The organism is Comamonas testosteroni, from assembly GCF_030505195.1.
GTDB lineage: Bacteria > Pseudomonadota > Gammaproteobacteria > Burkholderiales > Burkholderiaceae_C > Comamonas > Comamonas testosteroni_G.
Map to the genome: position 1 here is coordinate 5,663,353 of NZ_CP129672.1, position 23,186 is coordinate 5,686,538.

At 55.6% G+C, this 23,186-nt stretch carries 22 protein-coding genes; 15 read left to right on the forward strand and 7 right to left on the reverse strand.

Features of this window, described 5'->3' with window-relative positions; all coding sequences use genetic code 11:
- Positions 1-12: 12 nt before the first annotated feature.
- The 15 genes from QYQ99_RS26230 to QYQ99_RS26300 all read left to right on the forward strand — a co-directional run bounded on the left by QYQ99_RS26230 (position 13) and on the right by QYQ99_RS26300 (position 15,972).
- Positions 13-3,156, forward strand: coding sequence for an efflux RND transporter permease subunit (locus QYQ99_RS26230; RefSeq protein ID WP_302090671.1), 3,144 nt, complete (start codon positions 13-15; stop codon positions 3,154-3,156).
- 59 nt (positions 3,157-3,215) lie between these two features.
- Complete coding sequence (locus QYQ99_RS26235; RefSeq protein WP_302090672.1) at positions 3,216-3,587, forward strand: hypothetical protein; 372 nt, start codon at positions 3,216-3,218, stop codon at positions 3,585-3,587.
- A gap of 38 nt (positions 3,588-3,625) precedes the next feature.
- The gene (locus tag QYQ99_RS26240) at positions 3,626-4,675 is read left to right on the forward strand and encodes a DMT family transporter (RefSeq protein WP_302090673.1); all 1,050 of its coding nucleotides are present in this window, start codon (positions 3,626-3,628) and stop codon (positions 4,673-4,675) included.
- 423 nt (positions 4,676-5,098) lie between these two features.
- Complete coding sequence (locus QYQ99_RS26245) at positions 5,099-5,830, forward strand: DUF3577 domain-containing protein (RefSeq protein WP_302090674.1); 732 nt, start codon at positions 5,099-5,101, stop codon at positions 5,828-5,830.
- Positions 5,831-6,212: 382 nt separating this feature from the next.
- Positions 6,213-6,887 carry a DUF3275 family protein gene (locus tag QYQ99_RS26250; RefSeq protein ID WP_003065134.1) on the forward strand — a complete coding sequence of 225 codons (675 nt, stop codon included), beginning with the start codon at positions 6,213-6,215 and terminating at the stop codon, positions 6,885-6,887.
- A 453-nt stretch (positions 6,888-7,340) separates the two neighbouring features.
- Complete coding sequence (locus tag QYQ99_RS26255; protein ID WP_003054979.1) at positions 7,341-7,625, forward strand: hypothetical protein; 285 nt, start codon at positions 7,341-7,343, stop codon at positions 7,623-7,625.
- A 212-nt stretch (positions 7,626-7,837) separates the two neighbouring features.
- A complete protein-coding gene (locus tag QYQ99_RS26260; RefSeq protein ID WP_302090675.1) occupies positions 7,838-8,071 on the forward strand; it encodes a hypothetical protein in 234 nt (77 codons plus the stop codon).
- A gap of 101 nt (positions 8,072-8,172) precedes the next feature.
- Positions 8,173-8,733 (forward strand): hypothetical protein, encoded by a 561-nt coding sequence (locus QYQ99_RS26265; RefSeq protein ID WP_302090676.1) that lies wholly within the window; start codon positions 8,173-8,175, stop codon positions 8,731-8,733.
- A 77-nt stretch (positions 8,734-8,810) separates the two neighbouring features.
- Complete coding sequence (locus QYQ99_RS26270) at positions 8,811-9,938, forward strand: DUF6094 domain-containing protein (protein WP_302090677.1); 1,128 nt, start codon at positions 8,811-8,813, stop codon at positions 9,936-9,938.
- Positions 9,939-10,435: 497 nt separating this feature from the next.
- Complete coding sequence (locus tag QYQ99_RS26275) at positions 10,436-10,660, forward strand: hypothetical protein (protein ID WP_302090678.1); 225 nt, start codon at positions 10,436-10,438, stop codon at positions 10,658-10,660.
- 222 nt (positions 10,661-10,882) lie between these two features.
- Positions 10,883-11,230, forward strand: coding sequence for a hypothetical protein (locus tag QYQ99_RS26280; RefSeq protein ID WP_302090679.1), 348 nt, complete (start codon positions 10,883-10,885; stop codon positions 11,228-11,230).
- Complete coding sequence (locus QYQ99_RS26285) at positions 11,223-11,474, forward strand: hypothetical protein (protein ID WP_302090680.1); 252 nt, start codon at positions 11,223-11,225, stop codon at positions 11,472-11,474. Before QYQ99_RS26280 ends, QYQ99_RS26285 begins: the two co-directional genes overlap by 8 nt.
- Before the next feature lie 60 nt (positions 11,475-11,534).
- On the forward strand, positions 11,535-12,131 hold the full coding sequence (locus QYQ99_RS26290) for a hypothetical protein (RefSeq protein WP_302090681.1): 597 nt from the start codon (positions 11,535-11,537) through the stop codon (positions 12,129-12,131).
- Between the two features lie 101 nt (positions 12,132-12,232).
- On the forward strand, positions 12,233-14,626 hold the full coding sequence (locus tag QYQ99_RS26295; protein WP_302090682.1) for a DEAD/DEAH box helicase: 2,394 nt from the start codon (positions 12,233-12,235) through the stop codon (positions 14,624-14,626).
- 296 nt (positions 14,627-14,922) lie between these two features.
- A complete protein-coding gene (locus QYQ99_RS26300) occupies positions 14,923-15,972 on the forward strand; it encodes a CAP domain-containing protein (RefSeq protein WP_302090683.1) in 1,050 nt (349 codons plus the stop codon).
- A gap of 61 nt (positions 15,973-16,033) precedes the next feature.
- On the opposite strand, the gene QYQ99_RS26305 is transcribed toward QYQ99_RS26300, so the two are convergent.
- From QYQ99_RS26305 to pilO2, 7 genes are read right to left on the reverse strand one after another with little or no spacing between them, the layout of a single operon-like run.
- Positions 16,034-16,435 (reverse strand): hypothetical protein, encoded by a 402-nt coding sequence (locus QYQ99_RS26305; protein ID WP_302090684.1) that lies wholly within the window; start codon positions 16,433-16,435, stop codon positions 16,034-16,036.
- 9 nt (positions 16,436-16,444) lie between these two features.
- Positions 16,445-17,809, reverse strand: coding sequence for a type II secretion system protein (locus QYQ99_RS26310; protein WP_302090685.1), 1,365 nt, complete (start codon positions 17,807-17,809; stop codon positions 16,445-16,447).
- 44 nt (positions 17,810-17,853) lie between these two features.
- Positions 17,854-18,498, reverse strand: coding sequence for a prepilin-type N-terminal cleavage/methylation domain-containing protein (locus QYQ99_RS26315; RefSeq protein WP_302090686.1), 645 nt, complete (start codon positions 18,496-18,498; stop codon positions 17,854-17,856).
- On the reverse strand, positions 18,473-19,597 hold the full coding sequence (locus QYQ99_RS26320) for a general secretion pathway protein (RefSeq protein ID WP_302090687.1): 1,125 nt from the start codon (positions 19,595-19,597) through the stop codon (positions 18,473-18,475). Before QYQ99_RS26320 ends, QYQ99_RS26315 begins: the two co-directional genes overlap by 26 nt.
- Entirely contained in the window at positions 19,597-21,387 is a 1,791-nt protein-coding gene (locus tag QYQ99_RS26325; RefSeq protein WP_302090688.1) for an ATPase, T2SS/T4P/T4SS family, read from the reverse strand. Before QYQ99_RS26325 ends, QYQ99_RS26320 begins: the two co-directional genes overlap by 1 nt.
- Before the next feature lie 10 nt (positions 21,388-21,397).
- The gene (locus tag QYQ99_RS26330) at positions 21,398-21,850 is read right to left on the reverse strand and encodes a hypothetical protein (RefSeq protein WP_302090689.1); all 453 of its coding nucleotides are present in this window, start codon (positions 21,848-21,850) and stop codon (positions 21,398-21,400) included.
- Positions 21,837-23,180, reverse strand: a complete 1,344-nt coding sequence (gene pilO2, locus QYQ99_RS26335) for a type 4b pilus protein PilO2 (RefSeq protein WP_302090690.1) — start codon at positions 23,178-23,180, stop codon at positions 21,837-21,839. Before pilO2 ends, QYQ99_RS26330 begins: the two co-directional genes overlap by 14 nt.
- Between the last annotated feature and the right edge of the window lie 6 nt (positions 23,181-23,186).

Sequence of the window (23,186 nt, forward strand, 5' to 3'; positions counted from 1 at the left end):
GTGAGGTGACACATGTTCAATTGGATTGTTCGTAACAGCCTGCATAACCGGCTGTTTGTGCTGGCGTTCGCTGCGATATTGATGGTCTACGGGATCATCACGGCAGTTAAAACGCCTGTTGATGTCTTCCCGGACCTCAACAAACCTCTGATCACTGTTCTGACCGAAGCCGGGGGCATGGCCCCTGAAGAAGTCGAGCAGCTGGTGACTTTCCCCATTGAAACTGCATTGAATGGCATGCCGGGGGTCACTCGCGTGCGCTCCATGTCCGGGGTCGGCTTGTCGATTCTCTATGCCGAGTTTGACTGGGGAACTGACATCTACCGCAATCGCCAGTTGGTGGCGGAGCGGCTTGCGCTCGTACGCGAGCGACTTCCCGCTGATGTGGTGCCGGTGATGGGCCCTGTGTCTTCCATCATGGGTGAGGTCATGCTGCTGGCCTTGCCCTTGAATGTGGGCGAAAAAGGCGCATCGGCCGCAACTCCCATGCAGGCTCGGGAGTATGCGGACTTTGTGCTGCGCCCCCGATTACTGGCTGTACAGGGTGTTTCGCAAGTCATTCCCATTGGGGGTGAAGTACGTCAATTGCGTGTGGAGCCTGACACCGCCCGGATGGCTCAGTTTGGTGTCACCCTTTCTCAGCTGGAAACGGCTTTAAAGGGATTTGCTGGCAATGCAGGCGGTGGCTTCATCGACCTCAATAGCAAGGAATATCTGATCCGCCACATCGGGCGCACTAACAAGGTCGAGGACCTGCAGGCAGCTGCAGTGGCCTGGCGAGATGGCCGTCCGATCCGCCTGGAGCAAGTTGCCAATGTCCGGTTTGCTTCGGCCATGAAGCGCGGTGACGGTGGTTACAACGGCTCTCCTGCGGTCATTGTCAGCGTTCAGAAGCAGCCTGAAGCCGATACCGTTCGCGTGACGCATGACATCGAGCAAGCACTTCGAGAGCTCAGCAAGGGCCGCCCTGAAGGCATCAACGAACCAAGAGCCTTGTTCCGACAGGCGGATTTCATTGAAGCCTCCATTGGCAACGTGACAGAAGCACTGCGTGATGGAGCCATCATGGTTGCCATCGTGCTGTTTGCCTTCTTGCTCTCGGCCAGAACCACTCTGATCTCACTGGTCGCGATCCCACTGTCGCTGGCTGCTACGGCACTGGTATTTCACTGGCTGGGTCAATCCATCAATGTGATGACTCTGGGCGGACTTGCCATCGCTATTGGTGAATTGGTTGACGATGCGGTGGTGGACGTAGAAAACATTCTGCGCAGACTCAAGCAGAACCGGGAGCTGGAGCACCCGGCGCCGACGCTTGAGGTTGTGCGCAAAGCCAGTGTGGAGGTTCGCTCCGGCATCGTCTATGCCACAGCCATCGTGGTGCTGGTGTTCGTGCCCCTATTTGCTCTGCCAGGCGTCGAAGGCCGCTTGTTCTCGCCGCTGGGCATCGCCTACATCATCTCCATTCTGGCATCCATGCTGGTGTCGATGACGGTGACGCCGGTACTGTGTTCCTACCTCCTGCCGAGAATGAAGCGCATTGATCACGGGGACAGCCCCATCGTCAGACGCCTCAAGCAATGGGATGAAAAGCTGCTGGCTTGGTCCTTCCCAAGAAGCAAGGCGCTGATGGCTGCGGCCTTGGCTGCAGTCGTGATTGCACTGGCCAGCGTTCCCTTCTTCCCTAGAGCGTTCCTGCCAGCCTTCAATGAGGGCTCGCTGGTTCTGGGCATGGTGTTCAATCCGGGCACGTCGTTGGCCGAAGCCAATCGTATGGGCTCCTTGGCTGAGACCTTGATCATGGAGGTGCCCGAGGTCACCCAGGTTGGGCGCCGAACAGGTCGCGCAGAGCTGGATGAGCATGCCGAAGGGGTCCACTCTGCAGAGATCGACGTTGATCTGAAGCGCAGCGAGCGTGATCGTGAAGTCGTGATGGCCGATATTCGCGCAAAGCTGTCTGTGCTGCCCGCACAAGTCGCTGTGGGCCAGCCGATTTCTCACCGCTTGGATCACTTGCTTTCTGGTGTGCGTGCTCAGATTGCTCTGAAGATTTCTGGTGACGATACCGACACGCTGCGTGGTTTGGCCGAGCAGATGCGCCAGAGCCTTTCAAGCATCCCTGGCTTGGTTGACCTAACCGTCGAGAAGCAAGTGCTGATTCCTCAGATTACTGTGCGTCTTGACCATCAGAAGGCTGCCCAGGTGGGCTTGGCTCCTGGAGAAGCTGTTCGGGTGCTGCAAGCGCTGACGGATGGTGCTCATGGTGCACAGATCGTGGATGGCCCTCGTCGCTACGAGCTGGTGTTGCGTTTGCCTGATGAAGGTCGAAGCCCGCAAGACCTGGCTCGAACCCTGATCGACACGCCGGCTGGCCGGATTCCAGTTTCCGCTATTGCGACGGTTTCCGAAACGGATGGACCCAACCAGATTGGCCGAGAAAACGGTCGTCGTCGCATCGTGGTCTATGCCAACACGGACGGTTCAGACATGAGCCGTATCGTGCGTGACATCCGTGCAGCGATAGATCGCACCCAGCTGCCGACAGGCAACTCCATCTCCCTGGAAGGTCAGTTCCAGGCTCAGGAGCAGGCTGCGCAGAAGATTGCGTGGCTATCGCTGATGTCTCTGGCGTTGGTGTTCCTGGTGCTTTACACACGCTACCGCTCCACGACGCTGGCCTTGATCATCATGGCCAATATCCCGTTGGCTTTGGTGGGCAGTGTGATTGCAATGTGGCTTTCAGGGATCACGCTCTCCGTGGCCTCCATGGTGGGCTTCATTACCTTGACGGGTATTGCGGTTCGCAACGGCATCCTCAAGGTGAGCCACTACATCAACCTCTGCAAGTTTGAGGGGGAGCAGTTCGGTCAGCCAATGGTTGTCAGAGGCTCCCTGGAGCGCCTGACGCCTGTGCTGATGACTGCACTGGTGGCTGCGTTTGCCCTGACGCCTTTGCTGCTGTCGGCAGATGCCGCAGGCAAGGAAATCTTGCACCCAGTTGCGGTGGTCATCTTCGGTGGCCTGGTGAGCTCCACTCTCCTCGACACCCTGTTGACTCCACTGATGTACCTGGCATTTGGCCGAAAGGCCACCGAAAAGCTTCTGGCTTCAAATCCAGAAGCCGAAGGCACGCCTGAGCAGCAAGAAGCGTTTTAAAGCAATTACGGGCTTTGAGGCGCAGCCCTTGATGCGCCTCGCTTTAGCTAGGAATAGTTATGAAAAAACTGCTGTCTGCAGCTGTCCTGGGCCTTTCTCTGATCAGCATGAACGCCATGGCTCATGGCACTGCCAAGCCTCAACACGGCGGCATTGTCCAATCGGCCAGCGATCTGTCCTTTGAGCTGGTTGCACAGGCCAATGGTGCTGCTATCTACGTTATTGATCATGATGATCCTGCTGACGTGAACAAGATGGGCGGCAAACTGACTGTGCTCAATGGCACAGAAAAGTCTGAAGCTGACATCAAGCCTGCTGGTGGAAACAAACTCGAAACAACGGGAGTCAAGGTTGCGAAGGGCAGCAAAGTTGTCGCGACCATCACTGGTGTTGAAGGCCAAACTGTCACCGTGCGTTTCTCGGTGAAGTAATACCCAGCTAGACAAAGCATAGGTAAGACGAGGTAGCTATGAATGTTCTGGCAAACCGTGGAGTTGTCGCCGCACTCAGCGCAGCAGTTCTGTTTGGAGCAGGTACACCAGCAGTCAAGATGCTGCTGGAGCATGCCAGTCCCTGGTTGATGGCAGGCATTCTCTACCTCGGTTCCGGCATCGGCTTGCTGATCTACAGGCTGATTACGAAAGCTCCTGCAGTCGCCCTGAAACGTAATGAGATGGGCTGGCTGGCCGGAGCCGTTGTAGCAGGCGGCATGATGGGGCCGCTGCTTTTGATGACAGGCTTGTCCGGGATGGCTGCGACCGACGCATCTTTGCTGCTCAACGCAGAGGGCGTACTGACTGCCGTTCTAGCCTGGTTTGTGTTCAAAGAAAACTTTGATCGCCGTATCGCCTTGGGTATGGTAGCGATCGTCGCTGGTGCCGTCGTGCTCAGTTGGCCGAGCCAAACGGGATCCGCGAGTCTTTGGCCCAAGCTTGCAGTGCTCGGTGCTTGTCTGTCCTGGGCCATTGACAACAATCTGACCCGTAAGGTGTCGATTGCGGATGCCTCGTTCATTGCAATGATGAAGGGACTGGCTGCTGGTGCCACCAATTTACTGTTGGCTTTGGCGACTGGCGCAGTTTGGCCGTCACCAGGAATCGTGGCCTTGGGTACGGTGATCGGCTTCCTGAGCTATGGCACAAGTCTGGTCTTGTTCGTGATCGCCTTGCGCTATCTGGGTACAGCTCGCACAGGCGCGTATTTCTCTATCGCGCCGTTTTTTGGAGCCTTGCTGGCCATTGCTTTCTTGGGAGAACCAGCATCGACTCGATTGCTCGTTGCAGGCGTTCTGATGGGTATCGGGGTCTGGCTGCACCTTACCGAAACCCATCAGCACGAGCATACCCATGAGTTGCTGAAACATAGTCATGAGCACGAACATGATGAGCATCATCAGCATGTCCATGCGGATGGGCTGCCGGCAACTGGTAAGCACGCGCATTTGCATACTCATGAGCCCATGACTCACACCCACGAGCATTTCCCGGACATCCATCATCAGCACGACCACAAACATTGACTATTGCCGCTGGTTCTCTTGAATGCGTTTGGACGATCATCCGCGGGGATGTACGCAATCCAGCCCAAAGCAGTCATCTACTTGAAATGCACCGATTTCTGCTTCGGGTCGATTGCTGCCGGTGGTCAGTACAAGCAGGCCGGTCATCACCTATCGGAATGATGGTCAATTAAGGCCAGCACCCGCAAACTCGCCGCGCCAACTGTCAACACTGTTTGACGGGCAGAAATCTACCGTTTATTCTCCTGCCCGTGAACGCCTTTTGGCACACATAGACGACTGAGCTTTTGAGAGTCGTCAGCCGATCCCCCAAGGATTGGTCAAAGCATTACCTCGCAACCCGGATGGGGATCATCGCCCCATCCAGACCTTGCGGTCAGGTGCGGCTGTGCTCCGTCCAAACATTGGAAATTTGGAGTCATCATGCAGCAACAACAAGCACCTGCTCAACGTGAGTTTTTCAACCTGCACGCTAACGGCATTGGGTATTTGAACCGTGTTCGTTGGGTAACGCCCACTGGTCGTGGTCGTAAGGCTGAACCGTTTCTCGCTTGCGCCATCAGTGCGCTGCGTGGGGCAACGGATTCTCCCGACTACACATATTTCGATCTGCGCGTGTCCTCTGCCGAGGCCATTGACCTGATCGATAGTCTGCAAAAGGAAGTTGATGAGCGCCGCAAGGTGCTGATCTCTTTCCGTATTGCTGACCTCTACGCTCACTCTTACGAGCGAGATGTGCGAGATCAAGGCGGACGCCCCACCGGGCAGAAGGAACACGCCGGCCTCATCAAAGGCCGTCTGATTCTTATCAACTCGGTGAAGGTTGATGGTCAGCTCGTGTATCAACGTGCCGAGTCGAATGTGGAGGCTGCTCATCTGGGCAGTCAACCGCAAGGCGATGAGGCGTTCCACGATGATCGTGCTGGTAATTCCGAACAGGGTGGCCAGGATGAGCAACCGCATGGACCTGCATCGCAGGAACGTGCACCGGCTCAAGCTCCACGTCAGCAACCTCAGTATCGTGCTCCTGCTCCGCAGGGCCGTACACCTTCGGCGCCTACGCGCCAGCCAGCTCGCTCAGGCGGGTACGGCAGTACGCCTGGCCATCAACGGCAAGGCGGATATGCTGATCGACGCGAACATGATTACGCGTAATCAGCAGTAGCCACCCACCCCTGAATTGCGAAAGCAATTCAGGGCGTGATTTGTGGCCCGAATACCCTGGAATTGCGCTATGCTCTCAGCCTTTCCAAGTGTTTGCCGGTATCACTCAAACCGGATGCTAGGCAACTAGCGAAGCAGGTGAGCCTCTGAAACTTGCGCGCCCTACGGGCCGAGGCACTTATAGACCGTACACACTTCACTCGTTGACGCACACCTCGAACCGGTGTGTTCTGTCTCATTCCCAAAGGATCGGAAGTCCTTTGGAGATTCCAAACAGCACTCCACAGGCATATGCGTGTGGAGTGTTTTTTTTCACCCACGCGGGCCTGGCCCCGCGTTGGACTGGTGCTCCGCAATCTGATGGAGCAAAAGCTTGATAAAGCTCGAAAACGTGACGTTGCGTGTCAAACAAATTCGAGGGGGCCGCTACGGCGATTTCTGCGTCGGGGAGCTATTCCACGAGTGCTGCGAACTCAAGGTCAAGGATTCACTCCTGGATCAGTTCGAAGAAGGCGAGTATCACGGTACTGTTTGGATCAGCCGAATCTTCCTGCACCAGTACATCGCGTATGGAAAAGCAGTGACGGAGATGAGAGCAACGCTACATGACATGCAGCTCGATAGCGCCTCCGACGCTCCTGTCGAGACAGAATTGGCCGAGCCCGACCCACTACTTGAATCGCCATCCCTGGCGTCTCAAACGCCCGTGTGGTCAGCTCAGCTGCCCGCGCCGAGTACCGAGTCGAAGACCGAGGGGTCCACACGGTTGGGTGACCAGATGCGAGAGCGCATTGAGAGACTAAAGCGGAACACTGGGCAACCAACCCAAGCAATTGCACAAACGTCCTCAGTCGAAGATGTAGGTCAGGTCGATACGCCCGATCTTCCTGAAGTGCTCCGAGAATATTGGGAACAGATCCGCGGTCTTCAACCAGTGAAGCTCGATCCCACTGTCGATCGCTCGATGTTGCGAGAGCAGACCAAGGCCATCGGCCAACTGGGCTCCTATAAATTTGTATTCCAAGATCAAACTTGGCATCCAAAGTAAAGCCCATCGCCCGCATCAGCGGGCTGATCCATATGCGTGAACGCGCGTCTATGGATCAGCCTACTGCCTGGTAGCCAGGCAGCGGGAAGGTGGAATTAGGGTGGCTGCGACCTGATGCGCAGCGGCTTTGCGATAGTGCGTGTCCGGTGAAAGCCAAGCCGGCCTCGTGACCGCGCCGTTCCTTGGCTGTCTGAGCCCGTTGTGACAGCCGGCCAGCCTATAGGCGGCCTGGGTACTGTAATCTGGCAATGCCGGGAGCCCGATGGGTTCCCAGAGTGTCTGCAGCAATCGCGGATTTTCTGGGAAACCATCTGACCATCAATATGGTTTCGCGCACTTTGAGCCCTTGAAAAGTGCAGGCAGCAATGCCCTGGGCATAATTTTTCTATAACCCTCGCGGGCACAACTGTCCGCAAGGGCCGGCGTGCCCGCTCCTTATCGGGAGGAGTCTCCATGGGCACACCTTCCAGCCTTAAGCTCATTGCTTGGTCTGAGGACCAGCGCATGCAAATGCATGACGCCTATCGCAAGTTCGTGGCGATGTGTACCGAGCAGGACTACGAAGCACTGATGCGACTGCGCGAGCAGGTTGCACCAGGGCAGGTTTGTTCGATCGTGACGCTGATCAGTTCTTGCTATCAAAAGCCGGAGCTGCTTGACGGCATGCCGTCGAGCTTGGTTCAACTATTGAAAGAGCGGAATTTGCCGCCGCCGTCTGCTGACGCATCCTCTTTCTAAGAATAGGTAGCGCATCACGCGCATCCATTTCCTCGAAAAGATGCACTAGGTCCAGAGGCTCCTCAAGACGAGGAGTCCCTGTTATCACTCTCAACTGGGGACGCTTTTCAGTCATCTGGAAAGTGTCTCACGTTTTCAACCTCTCTCAACCCCGGATGGGCCGTGTCCCATTCGGGCGCGCTCGTCCTTTCCCCCTTAACAGGAGAAAAGACATGACGCAAATCGTTCAATCGCAAGCAACTACTGGTGTGACTTACGGCGTTCTCGCTGCTCAATGTGGCGAGGTTCTGCCGATGCAGGTTCTGCGTAGTGGAGGCGGCTTCTACCTCGGTACTTGTACCGATCGTGGCCCGTTCACCCGTGAATCTCTGGAGACTTGGAATACCCAAGCCAATGCTGAAAAAGCCTGGGCGAAGGGTCACTGGTCCCAGAAGGACCACCTTTAAACCCGTGCCAGTCCCTGAGAAATCAGGGCTGGCATTTTCTTTCCCTATGGGGCTTTGGCCTCTTTGGGCTGGAGTTCCCTGAGCCTAGCTAGGAGGACTCTATGTCCATTTGTGCAAAAGAAGCTGCGTTCAAAGAGCTTCTCCTGTGGACTCAGAATGAGCCCGCACATCGCTACGAGGTCTACGACACGCATATGGAGGTCAACTACCGGCTCTATATCGCGAAGGACGCTATTGCGAAGGCAACTGAGCTGAGCTCGACAGCCTTCCAGTGTCGTCTCATGGACCGCACCGTGGAGCAGATCCGCTATGTCAATGGCATATGGATGCATGAAGGGGGCAGCATGCTGTCGACCGTGCAGAGGCTGTTCGATCATGAGGCGCTCTTTCATATCATGCGTCGCCTAGAGATGCGTGCTGAGATTGACGAGCTGCAGTCGCCAGACGTAGAAGAAGTGATGGCGCTTGCCGATACCGTGGCATTTCGCCGCATTCAAGACTTACCCGCTCAGCAGTCGGCAGCGTCCGTCATCGCGGTGCATGCACGCTCTAACCCTCTCTACCGAGAAGCATTGAAGCGCGAGTTGCCGCGCCTCGACATTTACGGAAAGGTTCAAGAGCTTACCGGCGCTGGCCTTGATCCAGACGAGATCCCGTTCTAAGCGGTACTGAAGTACCACCTCTTTAACCAAGCCAGCTCTCCACAAGGAGACTGGCTTTTCCATTTCTGGAGCTGCCCATGGCCTTAATGTTCTCGCGCCTGGCGCACAACTATGTCAAAAACGGCTACTACCCCACGGACGAGGAATCCATACGCCGGATCTCAAACCTGCTGCAGATGCCCGAGAAGGGGGGCATACGCATGTTTGACCCTTGCTGCGGCGAGGGCAGCGCGCTCGCCGATTTACGGCAGCTACTGACCGTCGATCGAGGGCGAATCGGCGGTGCCGAAGCCTTCGGCATCGAGCTCGACCGTGACAGAGCGCGTCATGCAAAGGGAATCCTCGACCGTGTGATTCATTCGGACGTGCACGATGTCGTGCTCAAGCCGAGAAGCATGGGCCTGCTGTTTCTAAATCCGCCTTATGGCTTCGGCGTAGCCGATCAATCAGCCCAGCGCTCGCTGTTGGCGGAGGCTGATAAGGCCGAGCGCCTGGAGCGAACCTTTCTTCGCAAAACCGTGCCATATCTCGCGTATGGCGGAGTGCTTGTCTACATCATTCCGCACTACGCGCTTGACGACGAAATACGCAGCTACCTGGTGCGCAACTTTGAGGATCTGCGGATCTTCATGGCGCCAGTGCAGCAGTTTCGACAATGCATTGTGATTGGCAAGCGCTGCCGGGCAACCCATGCCACCAAGGCGGCCCTGCAGCCACTGACTGAGGCCCAGGCCTCGGAAGAGGGCGCCCCTGTCATTCCAGACTCCTGGGAGTTGCAGCCATATGTCATTCCTGCGCTGCAGGTCGATCAGGAGTTCGACTTCCACGCTGTGCAGATCGATGCCGAGCAGCTCGGCGACGAGCTGGACAAGTATGAATCGAGTCTGCTTTGGAGCGGGCTTTCATCGCAGTTCAGCCAGGTCGGCGGCGCTTGTCGACCGCCGTTGCGCGATCTGACGCCATGGCACCTTGCGCTTGCCCTTGCGGCTGGCCAGGTGGTCGGAATGATCCACGGCGCCGGCGGCAGAACGCTCCTGATAAAGGGGGATACCTACAAACGTAAGGAGCGCAAGGTGTCCGTTGACTTTGACGAGAAAGGTCAAGCGTCGCAAACCACGGTGATGCTGGACCGATTCGTCCCCGTCATCAATGCCATCGAGTTCACACCCGACCACCGGCTGGGTCGGATCGTCAACATCGCATAGTTTTTCTTTAACCACTGCTGGCCTCGGTCAGCGAACCGCAACCCCCTGGGGACACTTTCCCAGAGAAGGTCGTCCTCGTTCATTCACTTGATTGGAGATGACCTTGAGAAATGCTGTGAAGCCAGCACAACCATCGCAGCGCTATGACACACCGCTGTTTCGACCGGGCCGATGCGTAGCAACGCTGGGCCTAGACAACCTAATTTGCCAGGGGACCATCAATCCCCACGAGCTCCTGCAGCGGCACATCTGTGGCGATTCAGGCGAGCTGGCCAACACGAAGTTGGTCATGCTTGCGCGCGACTTGGAAGCGGCGCGTGGCCAGCGACTATCTGCATTCCTCGTCAACAGCGAGTATGTATGGGTCCTGACAAGTGCTGACTGGACGGAGACAAAGCTGATGCTTCCATCCGAATGGCGAGCTCAATGAATACCGTCCAGCTGCTGGAACACATCCTCAGCCTCGATCAGCAGGGGCTGACTTGCAGGACGCACCCATGGCCACCGCACTCGCAGAGCTGCCCGCCAAGATCCCGCAGATCTTGGATGCGCTCAACAAGGCGTGTGATGCATCTGCAAGTCTTGAGAACGTCATGCTCCATCTCGGGGAGCGCATGACGGAATCTGACCGGACTTTTCGCAACCTGGTTGCCTTCGATCTGTCACTGGCGCTTGGCCTGCTTGCTTCCAGCAGCAAGCCATGCATCAGTGATGGATTCTGATAGGACCCATTAAACCCACGAGAACCGGCTACAGCCGGTTTTCCCCAGCCTACCTATAGGGTGAGCTGCGGAAAGCCGTTTGACCTATCAGAAACGGTTTTAAGGCGCGCTGAGCCACGAAAGCGCACCAGGTCGAGAGGCCTTGGCATTTCTTCAACCACCCGTGCGGGCCTTTCCCGCAGGGGAGGGGCTCGCTCTATCCACTTCAACTAGGAGCGATCCATGAACACATCTTTCTCTAACAACATCCGTGATGGCCACCGCGGGAACACTGAGATTGATCTCGGCGACCGGCGTGTGCTCACCGTCTTAACACGTAAGTTAAATAGCTCCCTCGTCACATCGGCCTCTGTGTCATTGGTGGAGGGAGGTTTCAAGCGCTTTGTAATGGGTTTCGGCGGCGATGGCGATTTCAGCAAGACGCTCGTGGCTTCAAAGCCTAAGCGTGTGACTGAGAAGGTTGTCCGCGAACAGCATACGCAGACGTTGACGCAGATCGAGGACCTCAAACTGCAGGTCGAAATGCACTACGACGCCTTGGAAAAACGAAAGGCCGCTGCCCATGCATGAGCTGGAAGAAACAGCGCGGGATGTCGTTGACTCCTGGGAGTCGGGCGACCTTGCCGGTGCTGTCACGCAGCTCGGCAGGCTTCTCAACAACCAGGACCTGAATCGCGCTGAGTGCGCCGATGAGATCGCCCGTGCCAGGGAGATCCACGCCGATGACCAATGCGTCATCGATCCCTTGCCGCTGGTTGCGCCGGCGGAAGACGGTACCTACGTAGCCGCCTGGCTCTGGATACCGAATCCATAGTCTTTCATCCACCCACACGGGGCACGCCCCTTGTGGGCTGCTCCATAAAAGGAGCATTTCATGCAAAGAGCGCTTCACCGAATAGAGGGTTTCGCGGATCTATGGGCCGACGCTTGCCTGCGTAACGATGAGGGCGAGCTCATGTTTCTCTCGCTCTATGGGCGCGATGCTTCTGCCATGCAGTTCATCGCGGCTATGGAGCTGGGCAGGACTGAGCACGGAATCACGGATTTCACGTTGGTGAGCCCTGAAGGAACGCGAAACCATGTCCAGGTTGGATCTGCGGAGCGCCTGGGAAAGTTCACCGGCCGTCTGCCGCGTCAGAACCTCTTTGGACCCTTGAACCACCTGTTCGTCTACGACAAACGCCTTCAGGAGATCGACAAGCCCAACCGCATTGGCTGGGTCGTGTCCAACGTCGACGCCGGCATCGAGGAAAAGGTGTGGACCCTGGTGAAAACCTTGGCTCCCATTGCGCTGCTCGATCACTGGCAAACACCCTTGATTGCCTGGTGTCGCGAGAAGGGGGCTGTCCACGAGCTCGGGGGTGGCCTCTATCCGCGCATCGGAAATCTTCGCGCGCTGCGTGTAAGTATTTCTGATCACTTCATTCGGCATGTAAGCGAGGGCGTTCGCAACCGCGTTCTCCTTCCTTAACTCCATCAAGGCCTCGCCAGAGGCCTTTCTTACCTTCATTCATCTAACCGTTGGGCGCGCACTCCTTTGTGGGGTGTGCGATCATTTTTTTGGAGCAAACAATGAGCGATTTGGCAATTGCTGAGCCGGCTGTGACAGAGGCATCTACTACTGCGGCCGAGGCCGCCCCGGCGGTACAGGAAGTCGCTGATGAATTTGGCACGATCGAAGGCGCAGATTTTCTGGCCGAAGTGATTGATGAAACCCTGCCCCTTGGAGATTTCATACGCGAGTTTGGCCAAGGGCTGCTCGATCAGGTCCGGTCACAGAACCCGCCTGTCTATCTACCGCAGCACGATCAAATGTCCGAGGCCTGGCTGGCCCGCCAGCAGATCCTCGACAATTTGAAGCGTAAGCCATTCAAAGAGCAATCCGAAGCGGTTCAGGCCATCGTGAAGCTTCTGGCTGATCGAGGCGAGCCAGCTGCGGTCTTGAACTCGGAGATGGGCACGGGCAAGACCATGATGGCCATCTGCGTGTCTGTGCTGCTTCAGCAGCTGCAGCGACGCAATCCGCGCACGCTTGTGATCTCACCTCCGCACCTTGTCTACAAGTGGCGGCGCGAGATTCTTGACACGGTACCCGGCGCTCGGGTCTGGATCTTGAATGGCCCGGACACACTGCGCAAGCTGCTGCAGATGCGTGCCCGTTTGGGCATTACAACGAGCCAGCCGGAGTTCTTCGTGCTGGGCCGTGTGCGGATGCGTATGGGGTTTCATTGGCGTCCGTCCTTTATCGAGCGCACCATCCTCGTTGGTGGCCAGCGTTTCGTGGCTGCATGCTGCCCTTGCTGCATGCGGCCGCTCGAATCGAAGGGCGATGACGACGAGACCTTGCCCATGTCCGTGCCCTTGGCCAAGCAGGTCCTCAGTGACCGCCGGCGAAAGTGCGAACACTGCAACTCGACGCTGTGGACGCTGATTCGCAATGGGCGGCCCATCGACTCCATGTCCGACCTGGTGCTCAACGCACTTCAGCAGATGCCAACCATCGGCCCGGTTTCTGCGAAGCGGCTGCTCAGCAAGTTTGGAGAGAAAACACTGGCTGCGATGCTGGAGGACAACGTCTACGAGTTCTTGAACTTGATGGACGAGAACGGGGAGCTGGTATTCAGCGACAAGCAGGCGAAGCGCATGGAGCGAAGCCTGGCCACGTTCGAGTTTTCAATCGGGCAGGGCGGCTATCAGCCCACGGAGTTCATCAAGCGCTATCTGCCGACCAACTACTTTGGTTTGCTGGTGGTCGATGAAGGACACGAGTACAAAAACGAGGGCTCGGCCCAGGGTCAGGCAATGGGCGTGTTGGCCAGCCAGTGCGAAAAGGTGCTTCTGCTGACGGGCACACTCATGGGCGGCTATGCGGATGATCTTTTTCACCTGCTCTGGCGCATCAATCCCAGGGTGTTGATCGAGGACGGCTTCAAGCCATCCAAGACAGGTTCCATGGCTGCCGCGACCATGGGCTTCATGCGCGTGCATGGAGTGCTCAAGGACATCTACAAAGAGACCTCAACTACTTCCCACCGCACGGCCAAGGGCAAAGGCGTGACTGTTCGCACAAGCAAGGCTCCAGGGTTCGGCCCCGTGGGTATCTTGCGTTACGTGCTTCCCATTACGGTATTCCTAAAGCTGCGGGACATTGGGCAGAAGGTGCTGCCGGCGTATGACGAGTCCTTTGTTGACGTGCAAATGCGCGATGACCAAGCTGAGGCATACGTCGATATGTCGATGAAACTGGTGCAGATCCTGAAGCAGGCCTTGGCCATGAAGGACAGCACTCTGTTGGGGGTGGTCATGAACGTACTGCTTGCCTGGCCAGAATGCTGCTTTCGTTCGGAAACGGTGAGGCATCCAAGAAGCAAGGAGCTGCTGCACATGCAGCCGGCTCTGTTCGATGATGTTGAATGCACTCCGAAAGAGGCCAAGCTCATTCAGCTCTGCATGGATGAGAAAGCCCTCGGCCGCAAGGTCCTGGTCTATTCAATCTATTCAGGCACCCGCGACACCACGGCCCGGTTGCGCATGCTGCTCGAAGCCAGGGGGTTCAAGGTAGCTGTGCTGCGTGCCAGCGTAGATGCGGCCAAGCGTGAAGACTGGGTAGCGGACCAGGTAGAGCGAGGCATCGATGTGCTCATCACCAATCCCGAGCTGGTGAAGACTGGCCTGGATTTGCTTGAGTTCCCAACGATCGCTTTCATGCAATCGGGATTCAACGTCTACACGATGCTTCAGGCTGCCAGGCGCTCCTGGCGCATTGGTCAGAAGCATGATGTTCGCGTGATCTTCCTTGGCTACGCCGGCACTTCACAAATGGAATGCCTGCGACTCATGGCCAAGAAAATCGCGGTATCGCAGTCCACCTCTGGCGATATGCCTGAAAGTGGACTGGACGTTCTCAACGACAACGAGGGCGAAAGCATTGAGATGGCTCTCGCGAGAGACCTTTTGACGATGTAGCCCATTTTGACCACAAGCTGTTTTCACAGCTTGTGGTCATATTTCTATATTTCTGAAGTCTTGACAGACATACAATTGTCACGCATAGTTACACAAGGCTTCGTTGGAAATCTTCGCGTTCAACCCTTGTGAGGAGCCCACAAGATAAATTCCACGCGGAGTGTTCAATGAAATAACGCCTTCCAGTCTTCCTGCACAGTCGTCGGCTGTCGCGTCTTAATCAAAATTCCTATTGCTTGTTTGCACTCGATTAATTTTGCTTCGAGCGCAATTCCTATCTGATACAGAGGTTCCGAATGAAGATTTCTAGCACATTGTCTCTTGTCGCAATTGCATGCGCGCTCGCTGCATGCGGGGGTGGTGGCGGTGATAGCGGAGGAAGCGCACCTTCCGACTCCAAGCCGGTCCCGGAAACCCCCAAAGCGAACTATCCAATGGAGATTCCGTCCAGTAATTATGCGGATGCGAATCGTGCGCAAATCTTCGACATAATCAACAAAAACCGCATGACATGCGGTTTCAGCTCGATCAAGCAGAATTCCTTGCTGGATATTTCTGCTCAGGGGCATGCCAGTTATTTGCAGGCAAATAAGACGATGGGACATACTCAAATTAGTATCAACCCAGGATTCACTGGGTCTGATCTTTTGGCCCGTGCGAAAGCTGCGGGATACCAGCCGAGCGTCTTAGGTGAGATTGCCGGCGGTGGTAACAGTGGGTCCTTGTTTGCAGGTACGAGTAACTCAGGGATTGAGACGCCGCTTAACCCGGCTGGCCGAACCTATATTCGAGGGCTGTTTGCGACCGTCTATCATCTGGCAGGGGCGGTTAGCGAATGGAACGAAATGGGTGTGGGATATTCGATGTCCTCCAATCTGACCTCCATCCCAGGGGAAACGGTTTTCTATTCAACAGCAGTTGTCAATTTTGGTGTTCCTGCCGGCTCCACTGCCCCTATGTATGGAGGTGGAGAGATCAGATCGTTCCCCTGCGATGGAATCACTGATGTGACACCCGTATTCGCATCGGAAACGCCTAACCCGTATCCAAGCCGTGACTTCAATTTGTCTCCGATGGGGCATCCTGTCATCCTCACCTCAGGCAGTGGAGGTGAGATCACTGTGACTTCTGCAAGCATGACAGATGTAGCATCTGGTGCTCTGGTTGATACTAAGATCTTTAACGCGTCGGATGATATGCACAAGATTCTGACACTGGATCAAGCATTTGTGATCCCCAATCATCCGTTAAAGCCGAACACTGCCTACAGCGTGTCCGTTGACGGATCATCGGATGGCAAGGGCTTTAGAAAAGTAATCCGATTCACAACAGGTAACCAGAGCTAGATTAAATAAAAAGTTCCCCCTTCAACAAGGGGGAGCTTTTGTCAGGCCTATTTATGAGCACTTAATTGCAGATGCCATGCCCGCCGAGGGTTGTAATTGCATAACCTTCTGTATTCATAGGGCATGATGGTCCTTCTGGGTACTTCCGCCAGCCGTCAAACTCCTTTGGACCAGATCCAATAAATGTTTTTTTCAAGTATCCTTGAGCTCCTTGTTTAGCCGTGCAGACGCCTCGTTCGAATAGATTTCCACATTGTCCATCTTGGTAAAATGCCTCAAAGGTACTAACAACAGTTCCTTCAGCATAAGCACCATATCCAGGTACTACTATTTTTTCAGAGACGTAAGGTGGCGGATTTGGAGCCCATAATCTTGCTGACCCAGTCGAGTCATAATTTTGCGCTATGGCCAAGCCAAAGGCTCCAAAAGACGCGAACAGAATTATATATCTTCTAAACTTCATAGATTACCTTTAATAGACGCAATAGGTTTGTGCAATGGCTTCGCCCGAGGCTGCAACACCGTTGTTGTCGACTATAGATATAGCCCATGCCCATCCATAATCTATTGCATAGTGATTCAATTTGAATGCGTCCGTGCTTTGGTTCTTTGGGGTGAGAATAATCATTGCGCCTCTAGTGCCAGAGGTACATGCAGGCTTATTTATCCAGCTTCCATTCCAAGCCGAGTAGGAATCAAAGAATATTTTTCTTCCGAATCGGTCGGCAAGCGTCACCCACTGATTCCCTGAGCAGTAAAGCGCAACGTCCTGGCTGTTCCAAGCCACGGCCTCATTACTCGGACACCAGCCTCCTGCAATAGCATCCTTCTGAGGAGATACTCCGATCCAATAGCTGCCGTTACACATCACCAAACCCAAGCCATTGGAGTCCTGGGCAATATCACCTTGCTGGTGTGTGCCTCCGCACCAGTTGCCCTTGACCTGAATGCTTGTCGGCTTGATGACTTGACCATAGGTACGGCCAGATCCGTCACTCATTGAGATACCGGCCGTGGCCACTCCCCCCGCATTCTTTACGGTCAAGTCGCCGCGGTTGTTGATGTTGGTGGTCTCCGCGCCACCATTTGTGATCGACAGCGATTGGGACGCGAGCGAGCCGGACTTCACCTTGCCAACCACGCTCAAGTCGCCTTGCAGGTCGGGATCGCGGTCGTCTCGGATGCGTACAAATTGAGAATAGATCGCTGCAGTCCTGGTCGTGCAAACGCCATAAGTGGCTGGGCCTACGCCCCCTGGGGTTGGATAGTCACAGCTGCTCCCACGCAAGCGGCTGGGCGCAAGCAAGGTCACTGTAGCGCCATACCCCTGGCTAGCGGATCTGATCTCTTCAGCTTGCACATGCCACACGGAGCCCGTCGCAGCCGCACAGGCTCCATCGGTTGCATATCCATTGCAACTGGCGGTCAGTGGTAGGTGGCTGTACGAATAGGCGGTAAGCGAGCACGTCGATCCTGGGCAGCCAGATCGATCCACCGTGATGAGTTGCCGGCGTCTCATTGGGTCGATGAGAGGAAATGAGGCAGGCAAATACTTGGCAGTGCGCAGCTCGTCGACCGTGGGGGCGAGTGCATCGGAGAAGCCGGCCACAACCGATCCCATGGCAAGGGCCTGGGCATTAAGGTTCAGGAACTTGTCCAGTCCGTCCTTGAGCGTCGAGAGGTAGACGCCGGTAGCTTCTGCGCGGCCGCTGTTGATCTTGTCGATTGCCTCCTTGGAAGCATAGACGCCGAGAACAGCGGTCAAGCCAAGCACAGCGATGAGCTCAAGCAGGAGGAAGCCAGCCTGTTGTTTGCGATGAGGGCGCTTGCGCAGCATAGTGTCCTTTGGCCGTGCCAGATGCGGCACGGCGTGCGGGGGAGTTATTGGAAGGTGTACTCAATGTCGACGCCCGCCGGCACCGCGCAGCTGCTTTGCAGCGTCGCGATAGCAGGTTGGCCACCAGCGGCCTTTACGACGACCGTTCCAACCTTGATGCTCTCAGCTGCTCGCACCATCTGCGTAATCATCGGCATGCAGGCCTTCTCGTGCACCTTTGACACCGTGACCAGCAGGTTGGCGCCAGGCGTGCCGGTTACGGCAATTGCCTGGGGGTTCAATCCGGTTGCTTGTATGGAGTGGGTCGCAGTAGCGCCGGAAACGCTGAAAGCTGAGTCTTTCAGTGCGCTGGCCAGCGTGGCAGTTGTCACGCCTGTATATGGCGTCGCGGTGGCCACGGTGTTTGCTGCACCCTGGATCGACGCTACGGCCTTAGCAAGGTCTCGCGCAAAGTACGGCGCACGGTATTCACGATATAGGCCTTGCAGCGCGGGAAATGCCAGCACTGCGAGGATCACGATAATGCCCGCAACGACCATCAATTCGATCAGCGTGAAGCCGTCTTCTTTTCCTTTACGTCGAAATGTCTTGCGCAGGCGACGAGATTGATTAATAAAGCTTTGCATAGTTTGTTGCTCCTTGATAAAGCAGGTTGAAATAGACTTACAGGAAAACCATTTTTGCGGCATCGGTCATTTCTTGAATGGCAGAAAATGTGTTGAAAACAACCCAACCGACTATTGCTAACGATACAAACAGAATGCCCCATCGGAGGATGAATGCACGCTTTTTGATGCTCTTTCCCATATCGCGCTCTGTGCGACGACCGGTTAATTGAAGGCCCGCTTCTAAAGACTTTGCTTCAGAAATATCGAACAAGTAATATAGAGCATCCGGCTCCATTAGACCTACATCGAAAAGCCTACCGTCCACAAAGCCGAGTTCGATATTTTCTTGAATGCGTAGGCAGTACCATTGCAGCCATGGCTCCGCCTGCAATGAGATTGCCTTTATGCCTTCTCGAAGGTTTAGACCAGAGCCGCGCTTCACTAGAGTGGATAGTGTCGAAAGAAACATCGCACCGCGATAGTTCCTGTAGACACGGTAGATAATTATCTTTTCCGCCCATTGACGAGAGCGACCGCTCCAACGTGTCAAAGACCAACTAAATGCGATACAAAGTATTAGTATTCCTATTGCTAGAGGAATGATATATGAGGCAAAGACCTTGGAGAAATGGTCCAGATCTAATGCATGCGGCCCATAAAGTGTTTCAGGTACAAAGTCGAAGGTGGCCTTAATTTGCGGCCACACAAATGCTGGCACGCTTGTGAGAGTTGCAAGGACAACAATAATTGCGAATATTGCTACAGCAATGATGGAGAGAAACAGGCTACGGGCCTCATCAACCACTCTCACCAAGCGCGCAGCCTCTTTCAATGCGTCCGGTACTGATCCAGTGCCTCCGTGGTTAGCTGCTGAAGCAATAATCAGCATGTCTGCATCGGGCAGCGTGCCTCGCCAAGTTGCGCCGATGTCTGCGCCAGTGTCCAGAAACTTGCTTGCCCAGTATTCGGAAAGCACTGCTCGTGGGTGGGGGCGGAGCTTCTGCCAACGGTTCTTTGGTGCGTAGCGTTGAGCATCCTTTACGAATATGTCGTGCATAAGGATTCGCCCATCGGAATCAGAAAGCACGTCAGCGAGATACTCGTAATAGTCGGCTCGATGCTTTCTAAATTGACGTGCTGCGCGCTTTAGTGGCGATAAGAAATTAAGTATGGATCGCATCACACAACCTGCAGCTTCTTAATTGATTGAAGATTCTTTGTGTGAACTGCAGCCATTTCACGGCGTTTTTCTACTGTGACGAATGACATGAATCGAGGCTCGATCTCTCTAGGGTCTATTTCACCTTTGCTCATTTTGTATATGGCACAGTCCATTGCAGATTTTCCTGTCATATCTGGATCGTCATATCGTGAGGTGCGCAATGACGCTAGATACCGGCTCAGTTCAATTGTTTTGGATTCGCGGATACATTCCAGGAAATAGTCGTCAGGCTCAACCAACTCAGCGACGACGGTGCGGCCAAGTAGGCCATTCAGTTCAGGCAAGCCATCACGCCGGCATTTATCGCATCCATCGGGGTTTCTGACATATATATTTTCTGGATCGATGTCGTAAAGACGTTTGATGCGAGAGAAGTAATCCTCCCACTCTATTGCGTCTTCACCTTGTAGGAGCTTTGTGGCCTTTAGCTTGCAGCCAGGGCAGTTTTTCGGAAGTAGTGCTTGATATCCCAAGAGCTTGAGATTTCCAGGGGTGGAAACGACATCGATGTCAATGCCAATACCTGGCGATATCAAGCGTGCTGGTATACCCATGCAATTACGAGCGTGGACAGTCGTATAGCAGTTCGTGCCCGATTCGATAGCATCTTGAAGCAGGGCGGCAGTTTGCTGGTCACGAATCTCACCGATGAATAGATCGTTAAGTGCGGTTCGCTTTAGTGTTCTCTTCTTTGGCTTGAAAGGGTCGTCATCGCTTTCAAGGTCGCGACTCACTGTGTTCTGGTGGAAGTGACTGCCTGGCAAGATGTTTTCTCGCGGGTCTTCCACTGTCATCACTTTGCGCGTACTTGGAACTCCACTGAGTAGTGTCGATATCGTTGTCGATTTGCCTGAGTCAACGACCCCAGATAGGACGATTGCACCGCCCTCGGATCGCATGGCCCGCATCAACATGGAGATCTGGGTGGGGAGGTAGCCAAGTTGCTCCAGCGTCAGCGGTTCTTTCTTGGCATTGATTGGCGTGATCCGCATGGTGATCTGCGGGCCTTCGTCACAGGCCATCGACGCCCAGCGCAACATGAACTGTCCAAACTCGGCCAGATCAATGAAGATCCGGCACTGGGATTCGACAGTGCCATTGAAAACGGGGTCTTTGACGCCCTTGGCAGTTTGGTACGCGACTCCAGCGATGGACAGAAGAGTTGCAGTTGGCAAGTGGAAGCGTGGTGGGGCCACGTACTTGCCCTCGATCGTGAACCGCACCTCGCTGCGTGTTTGGGCAGTGAAGATGTTCAGGTGAATGTCTGAGGCGCGGTTGGCTACGCCGTAACGCACCAGTTCCTCGAACGACTGGTAGTAGCCCGCTTTTGCCCTGTCGCCCAGAATGTTGCGAAGGCGCTCCCCCTGGGTCCCGTCGATGTGGCCACGCGAGACGGCATGGATGATGGTTTCGCTCTCGACCAAATAGACGTTGGCGCCTGGTGCGAGACGGTAGTTTTTGGACAGGAGGAGCTCGGTCGTAGCCCGTAGTTCTTGCGAGCTTCGGTGGCGGTTGCTCACGAGCAGAATGAACTGCTTGCTGTCTTTTCGTGTTTCGAGAGGACAGATGTGCTGGGCCAGACTTCCCGCCAGGTTGATGTCCTTGTCCTTCCCGAGTGGGCGATGGAAGCTCACTTCCTTGAGCAGCTCGGTCTCGGTCTTTATGACACGTTGACTGAGGACGAAAGTGGTCGCAGTCGGCGGAGCTGGGACTGTTGAACGTTGACGTGAGAAGAATGGCCACTGCATCTTTGGTTCCTCAGCGGTCGCTGCAGAGCTTTTGCGGGAACTTGCTGTGCTGCAGTTCGATGCACCGTGCATCAATGCGCTTCGCTGTGTAGCCGGCCTTCATCTCTGCAGGCGTAAAGGCGTAGATGCGACCGTCGATAGCGACCTCGGCCGTCCAGCGGCCTATGCGTCCATAGATTCCATTGAGGGTAAGAAGTGGGCGAGGCTCCGGCGGTGTTTCTACGGCTGGCTGCACAGTTGGTGCGGCTGCTTGTGGAGCCGCGGCTGATGGAGCGGAGCCGCCCGTTTGGCCGAGCGCAGCCTCAACGGCTTTATCGGCTTCGAGTTGCATGAGCTTCTTCACAGTTGGAGCAAAGCCATAGCCTGGCTGTGGCTGCGATGCGGCCGCAGCGAGATCCTGGGCGGCAGCGTGCATAGCGAAGCCAATCAGCGCGGCTGCAACGGCGGGCTTAGTTCTTTGCATAGATTTCTCCGGCCAATGTGGCCGTCATGAGGCTTTTCTTGAGAGACGCTTCGCCGTTGGCTTGCCAGTCGTTTGGCAGTCGGGCAAAGTCGACCTTGAATGAGGTCCACGCCACCGGTAGCTCTGGAGCTATCAGCAGGTCCACGCTGAGCAAGGGGCCGCTAAGGTTGGTCAACGCAGCTTTGTAGATGGCCAGCCCTAGCTCTGCAGGCATGGACACGGGCTCTCCGACCTTGTTGAGCGGTGCAGGAACTGCTTCCGGCTGGAATGGCCCAATGGTTTTTCCGCTGAAAGCGCGCAAGATCAGCTGCAACGAGCTGAGGCCACGTACTTGCTGGATGGCCAGTGGGGTAAGTTCATCGAAATTGAGGCGGCGTGCAGGCGCTGACACTTGCATCACCGCCTCTATTTCATCCACTGTGGAATAGCGGACCGTCCACTCGCGAGGGCGCAAACGATCGAAGTCCTCGTTGGTGGGGTCGAGACCCACATCAGCGGTGCGCTCGAATTTCAGCGTGCAGCCCCAAGTGCTGCCAGCGCTTGGCTTGCAGTCAGTCTCCTTTAGGCGCCACCCCGCGATGCTGGTGGGTAGTTTTTCAGTGGCTTCGCGCAATGCACGTAGCGCTTCGTGCCCGTAGGTAGATTTCTCCTGTGCATATGCTTGGAAGGCTTGAGTCCATGCTGTCTTGGGGTCCAGCTCATTGGCGTTGGCCAAGAGCTCTGCTTGGCGTCTTTGCTCCAGTTGCCAATAGTCCCAAGCGCGTACGCCTCCGAGCAAAAGGAGCGCGCCGGCGACGGTGTAGAGCACAGCTGGAGGGATGCTGGTACCGACCTTGGCCAAGGGCTCGCTGGCCTCATTGCTGGCTGCTGCGCTGATGACCTGGCTCAGCGTTACCGGCTGTACCTGTGGGGCAGGGTAAAGTAAATCTGGCTCATTCGTGAACAGTGAGATTGACGAGGTGGCCAATCGCTCAAATGCTGCGAGCCGCGCGCGAGCAGCTTCTTCGTCCGTCACCAGAGCATCGAAGCCGGTCGCTGGTGCTCCGTCGATTGCGGCGCAGATCCAGATCCCTTGTGGGAGCTTGATGGCTGCAAACACATGGCCGTTGGCGAAAGCGGCCACGCCGGCAGCCAAGGCGATGAGCTTTTCCCCCTGGTTGGAGACTTTGAGTTTCGCGGTGCCTACGGTGGCTGGTGCGACCGTGCAGTAGTAGTCTGCCTTTGCCTTGCGAGCAAGTTGCTGTGCGTGCTTTTTGAGATTCACGGCTTGGACGGTCTGCTGCCAAGTCACGCCGATCACATAGCGCCGTTCGATGAGGTATGCGCTCATGGTGGC

Excerpts from the sequence above, each read along its gene's own strand:
- QYQ99_RS26230 (WP_302090671.1), top strand. The coding sequence starts at position 13 with ATGTTCAATTGGATTGTTCGTAACAGCCTGCATAACCGGCTGTTTGTG.
- QYQ99_RS26235 (WP_302090672.1), top strand. The coding sequence starts at position 3,216 with ATGAAAAAACTGCTGTCTGCAGCTGTCCTGGGCCTTTCTCTGATCAGC.
- QYQ99_RS26240 (WP_302090673.1), top strand. The coding sequence starts at position 3,626 with ATGAATGTTCTGGCAAACCGTGGAGTTGTCGCCGCACTCAGCGCAGCA.
- QYQ99_RS26245 (WP_302090674.1), top strand. The coding sequence starts at position 5,099 with ATGCAGCAACAACAAGCACCTGCTCAACGTGAGTTTTTCAACCTGCAC.
- QYQ99_RS26255 (WP_003054979.1), top strand. The coding sequence starts at position 7,341 with ATGGGCACACCTTCCAGCCTTAAGCTCATTGCTTGGTCTGAGGACCAG.
- QYQ99_RS26260 (WP_302090675.1), top strand. The coding sequence starts at position 7,838 with ATGACGCAAATCGTTCAATCGCAAGCAACTACTGGTGTGACTTACGGC.
- QYQ99_RS26265 (WP_302090676.1), top strand. The coding sequence starts at position 8,173 with ATGTCCATTTGTGCAAAAGAAGCTGCGTTCAAAGAGCTTCTCCTGTGG.
- QYQ99_RS26270 (WP_302090677.1), top strand. The coding sequence starts at position 8,811 with ATGGCCTTAATGTTCTCGCGCCTGGCGCACAACTATGTCAAAAACGGC.
- QYQ99_RS26275 (WP_302090678.1), top strand. The coding sequence starts at position 10,436 with ATGGCCACCGCACTCGCAGAGCTGCCCGCCAAGATCCCGCAGATCTTG.
- QYQ99_RS26280 (WP_302090679.1), top strand. The coding sequence starts at position 10,883 with ATGAACACATCTTTCTCTAACAACATCCGTGATGGCCACCGCGGGAAC.
- QYQ99_RS26285 (WP_302090680.1), top strand. The coding sequence starts at position 11,223 with ATGCATGAGCTGGAAGAAACAGCGCGGGATGTCGTTGACTCCTGGGAG.
- QYQ99_RS26290 (WP_302090681.1), top strand. The coding sequence starts at position 11,535 with ATGCAAAGAGCGCTTCACCGAATAGAGGGTTTCGCGGATCTATGGGCC.
- QYQ99_RS26295 (WP_302090682.1), top strand. The coding sequence starts at position 12,233 with ATGAGCGATTTGGCAATTGCTGAGCCGGCTGTGACAGAGGCATCTACT.
- QYQ99_RS26300 (WP_302090683.1), top strand. The coding sequence starts at position 14,923 with ATGAAGATTTCTAGCACATTGTCTCTTGTCGCAATTGCATGCGCGCTC.
- QYQ99_RS26305 (WP_302090684.1), bottom strand. The coding sequence starts at position 16,435 with ATGAAGTTTAGAAGATATATAATTCTGTTCGCGTCTTTTGGAGCCTTT.
- QYQ99_RS26310 (WP_302090685.1), bottom strand. The coding sequence starts at position 17,809 with ATGCTGCGCAAGCGCCCTCATCGCAAACAACAGGCTGGCTTCCTCCTG.
- QYQ99_RS26315 (WP_302090686.1), bottom strand. The coding sequence starts at position 18,498 with ATGCCGCAAAAATGGTTTTCCTGTAAGTCTATTTCAACCTGCTTTATC.
- QYQ99_RS26320 (WP_302090687.1), bottom strand. The coding sequence starts at position 19,597 with ATGCGATCCATACTTAATTTCTTATCGCCACTAAAGCGCGCAGCACGT.
- QYQ99_RS26325 (WP_302090688.1), bottom strand. The coding sequence starts at position 21,387 with ATGCAGTGGCCATTCTTCTCACGTCAACGTTCAACAGTCCCAGCTCCG.
- QYQ99_RS26330 (WP_302090689.1), bottom strand. The coding sequence starts at position 21,850 with ATGCAAAGAACTAAGCCCGCCGTTGCAGCCGCGCTGATTGGCTTCGCT.
- pilO2 (WP_302090690.1), bottom strand. The coding sequence starts at position 23,180 with ATGAGCGCATACCTCATCGAACGGCGCTATGTGATCGGCGTGACTTGG.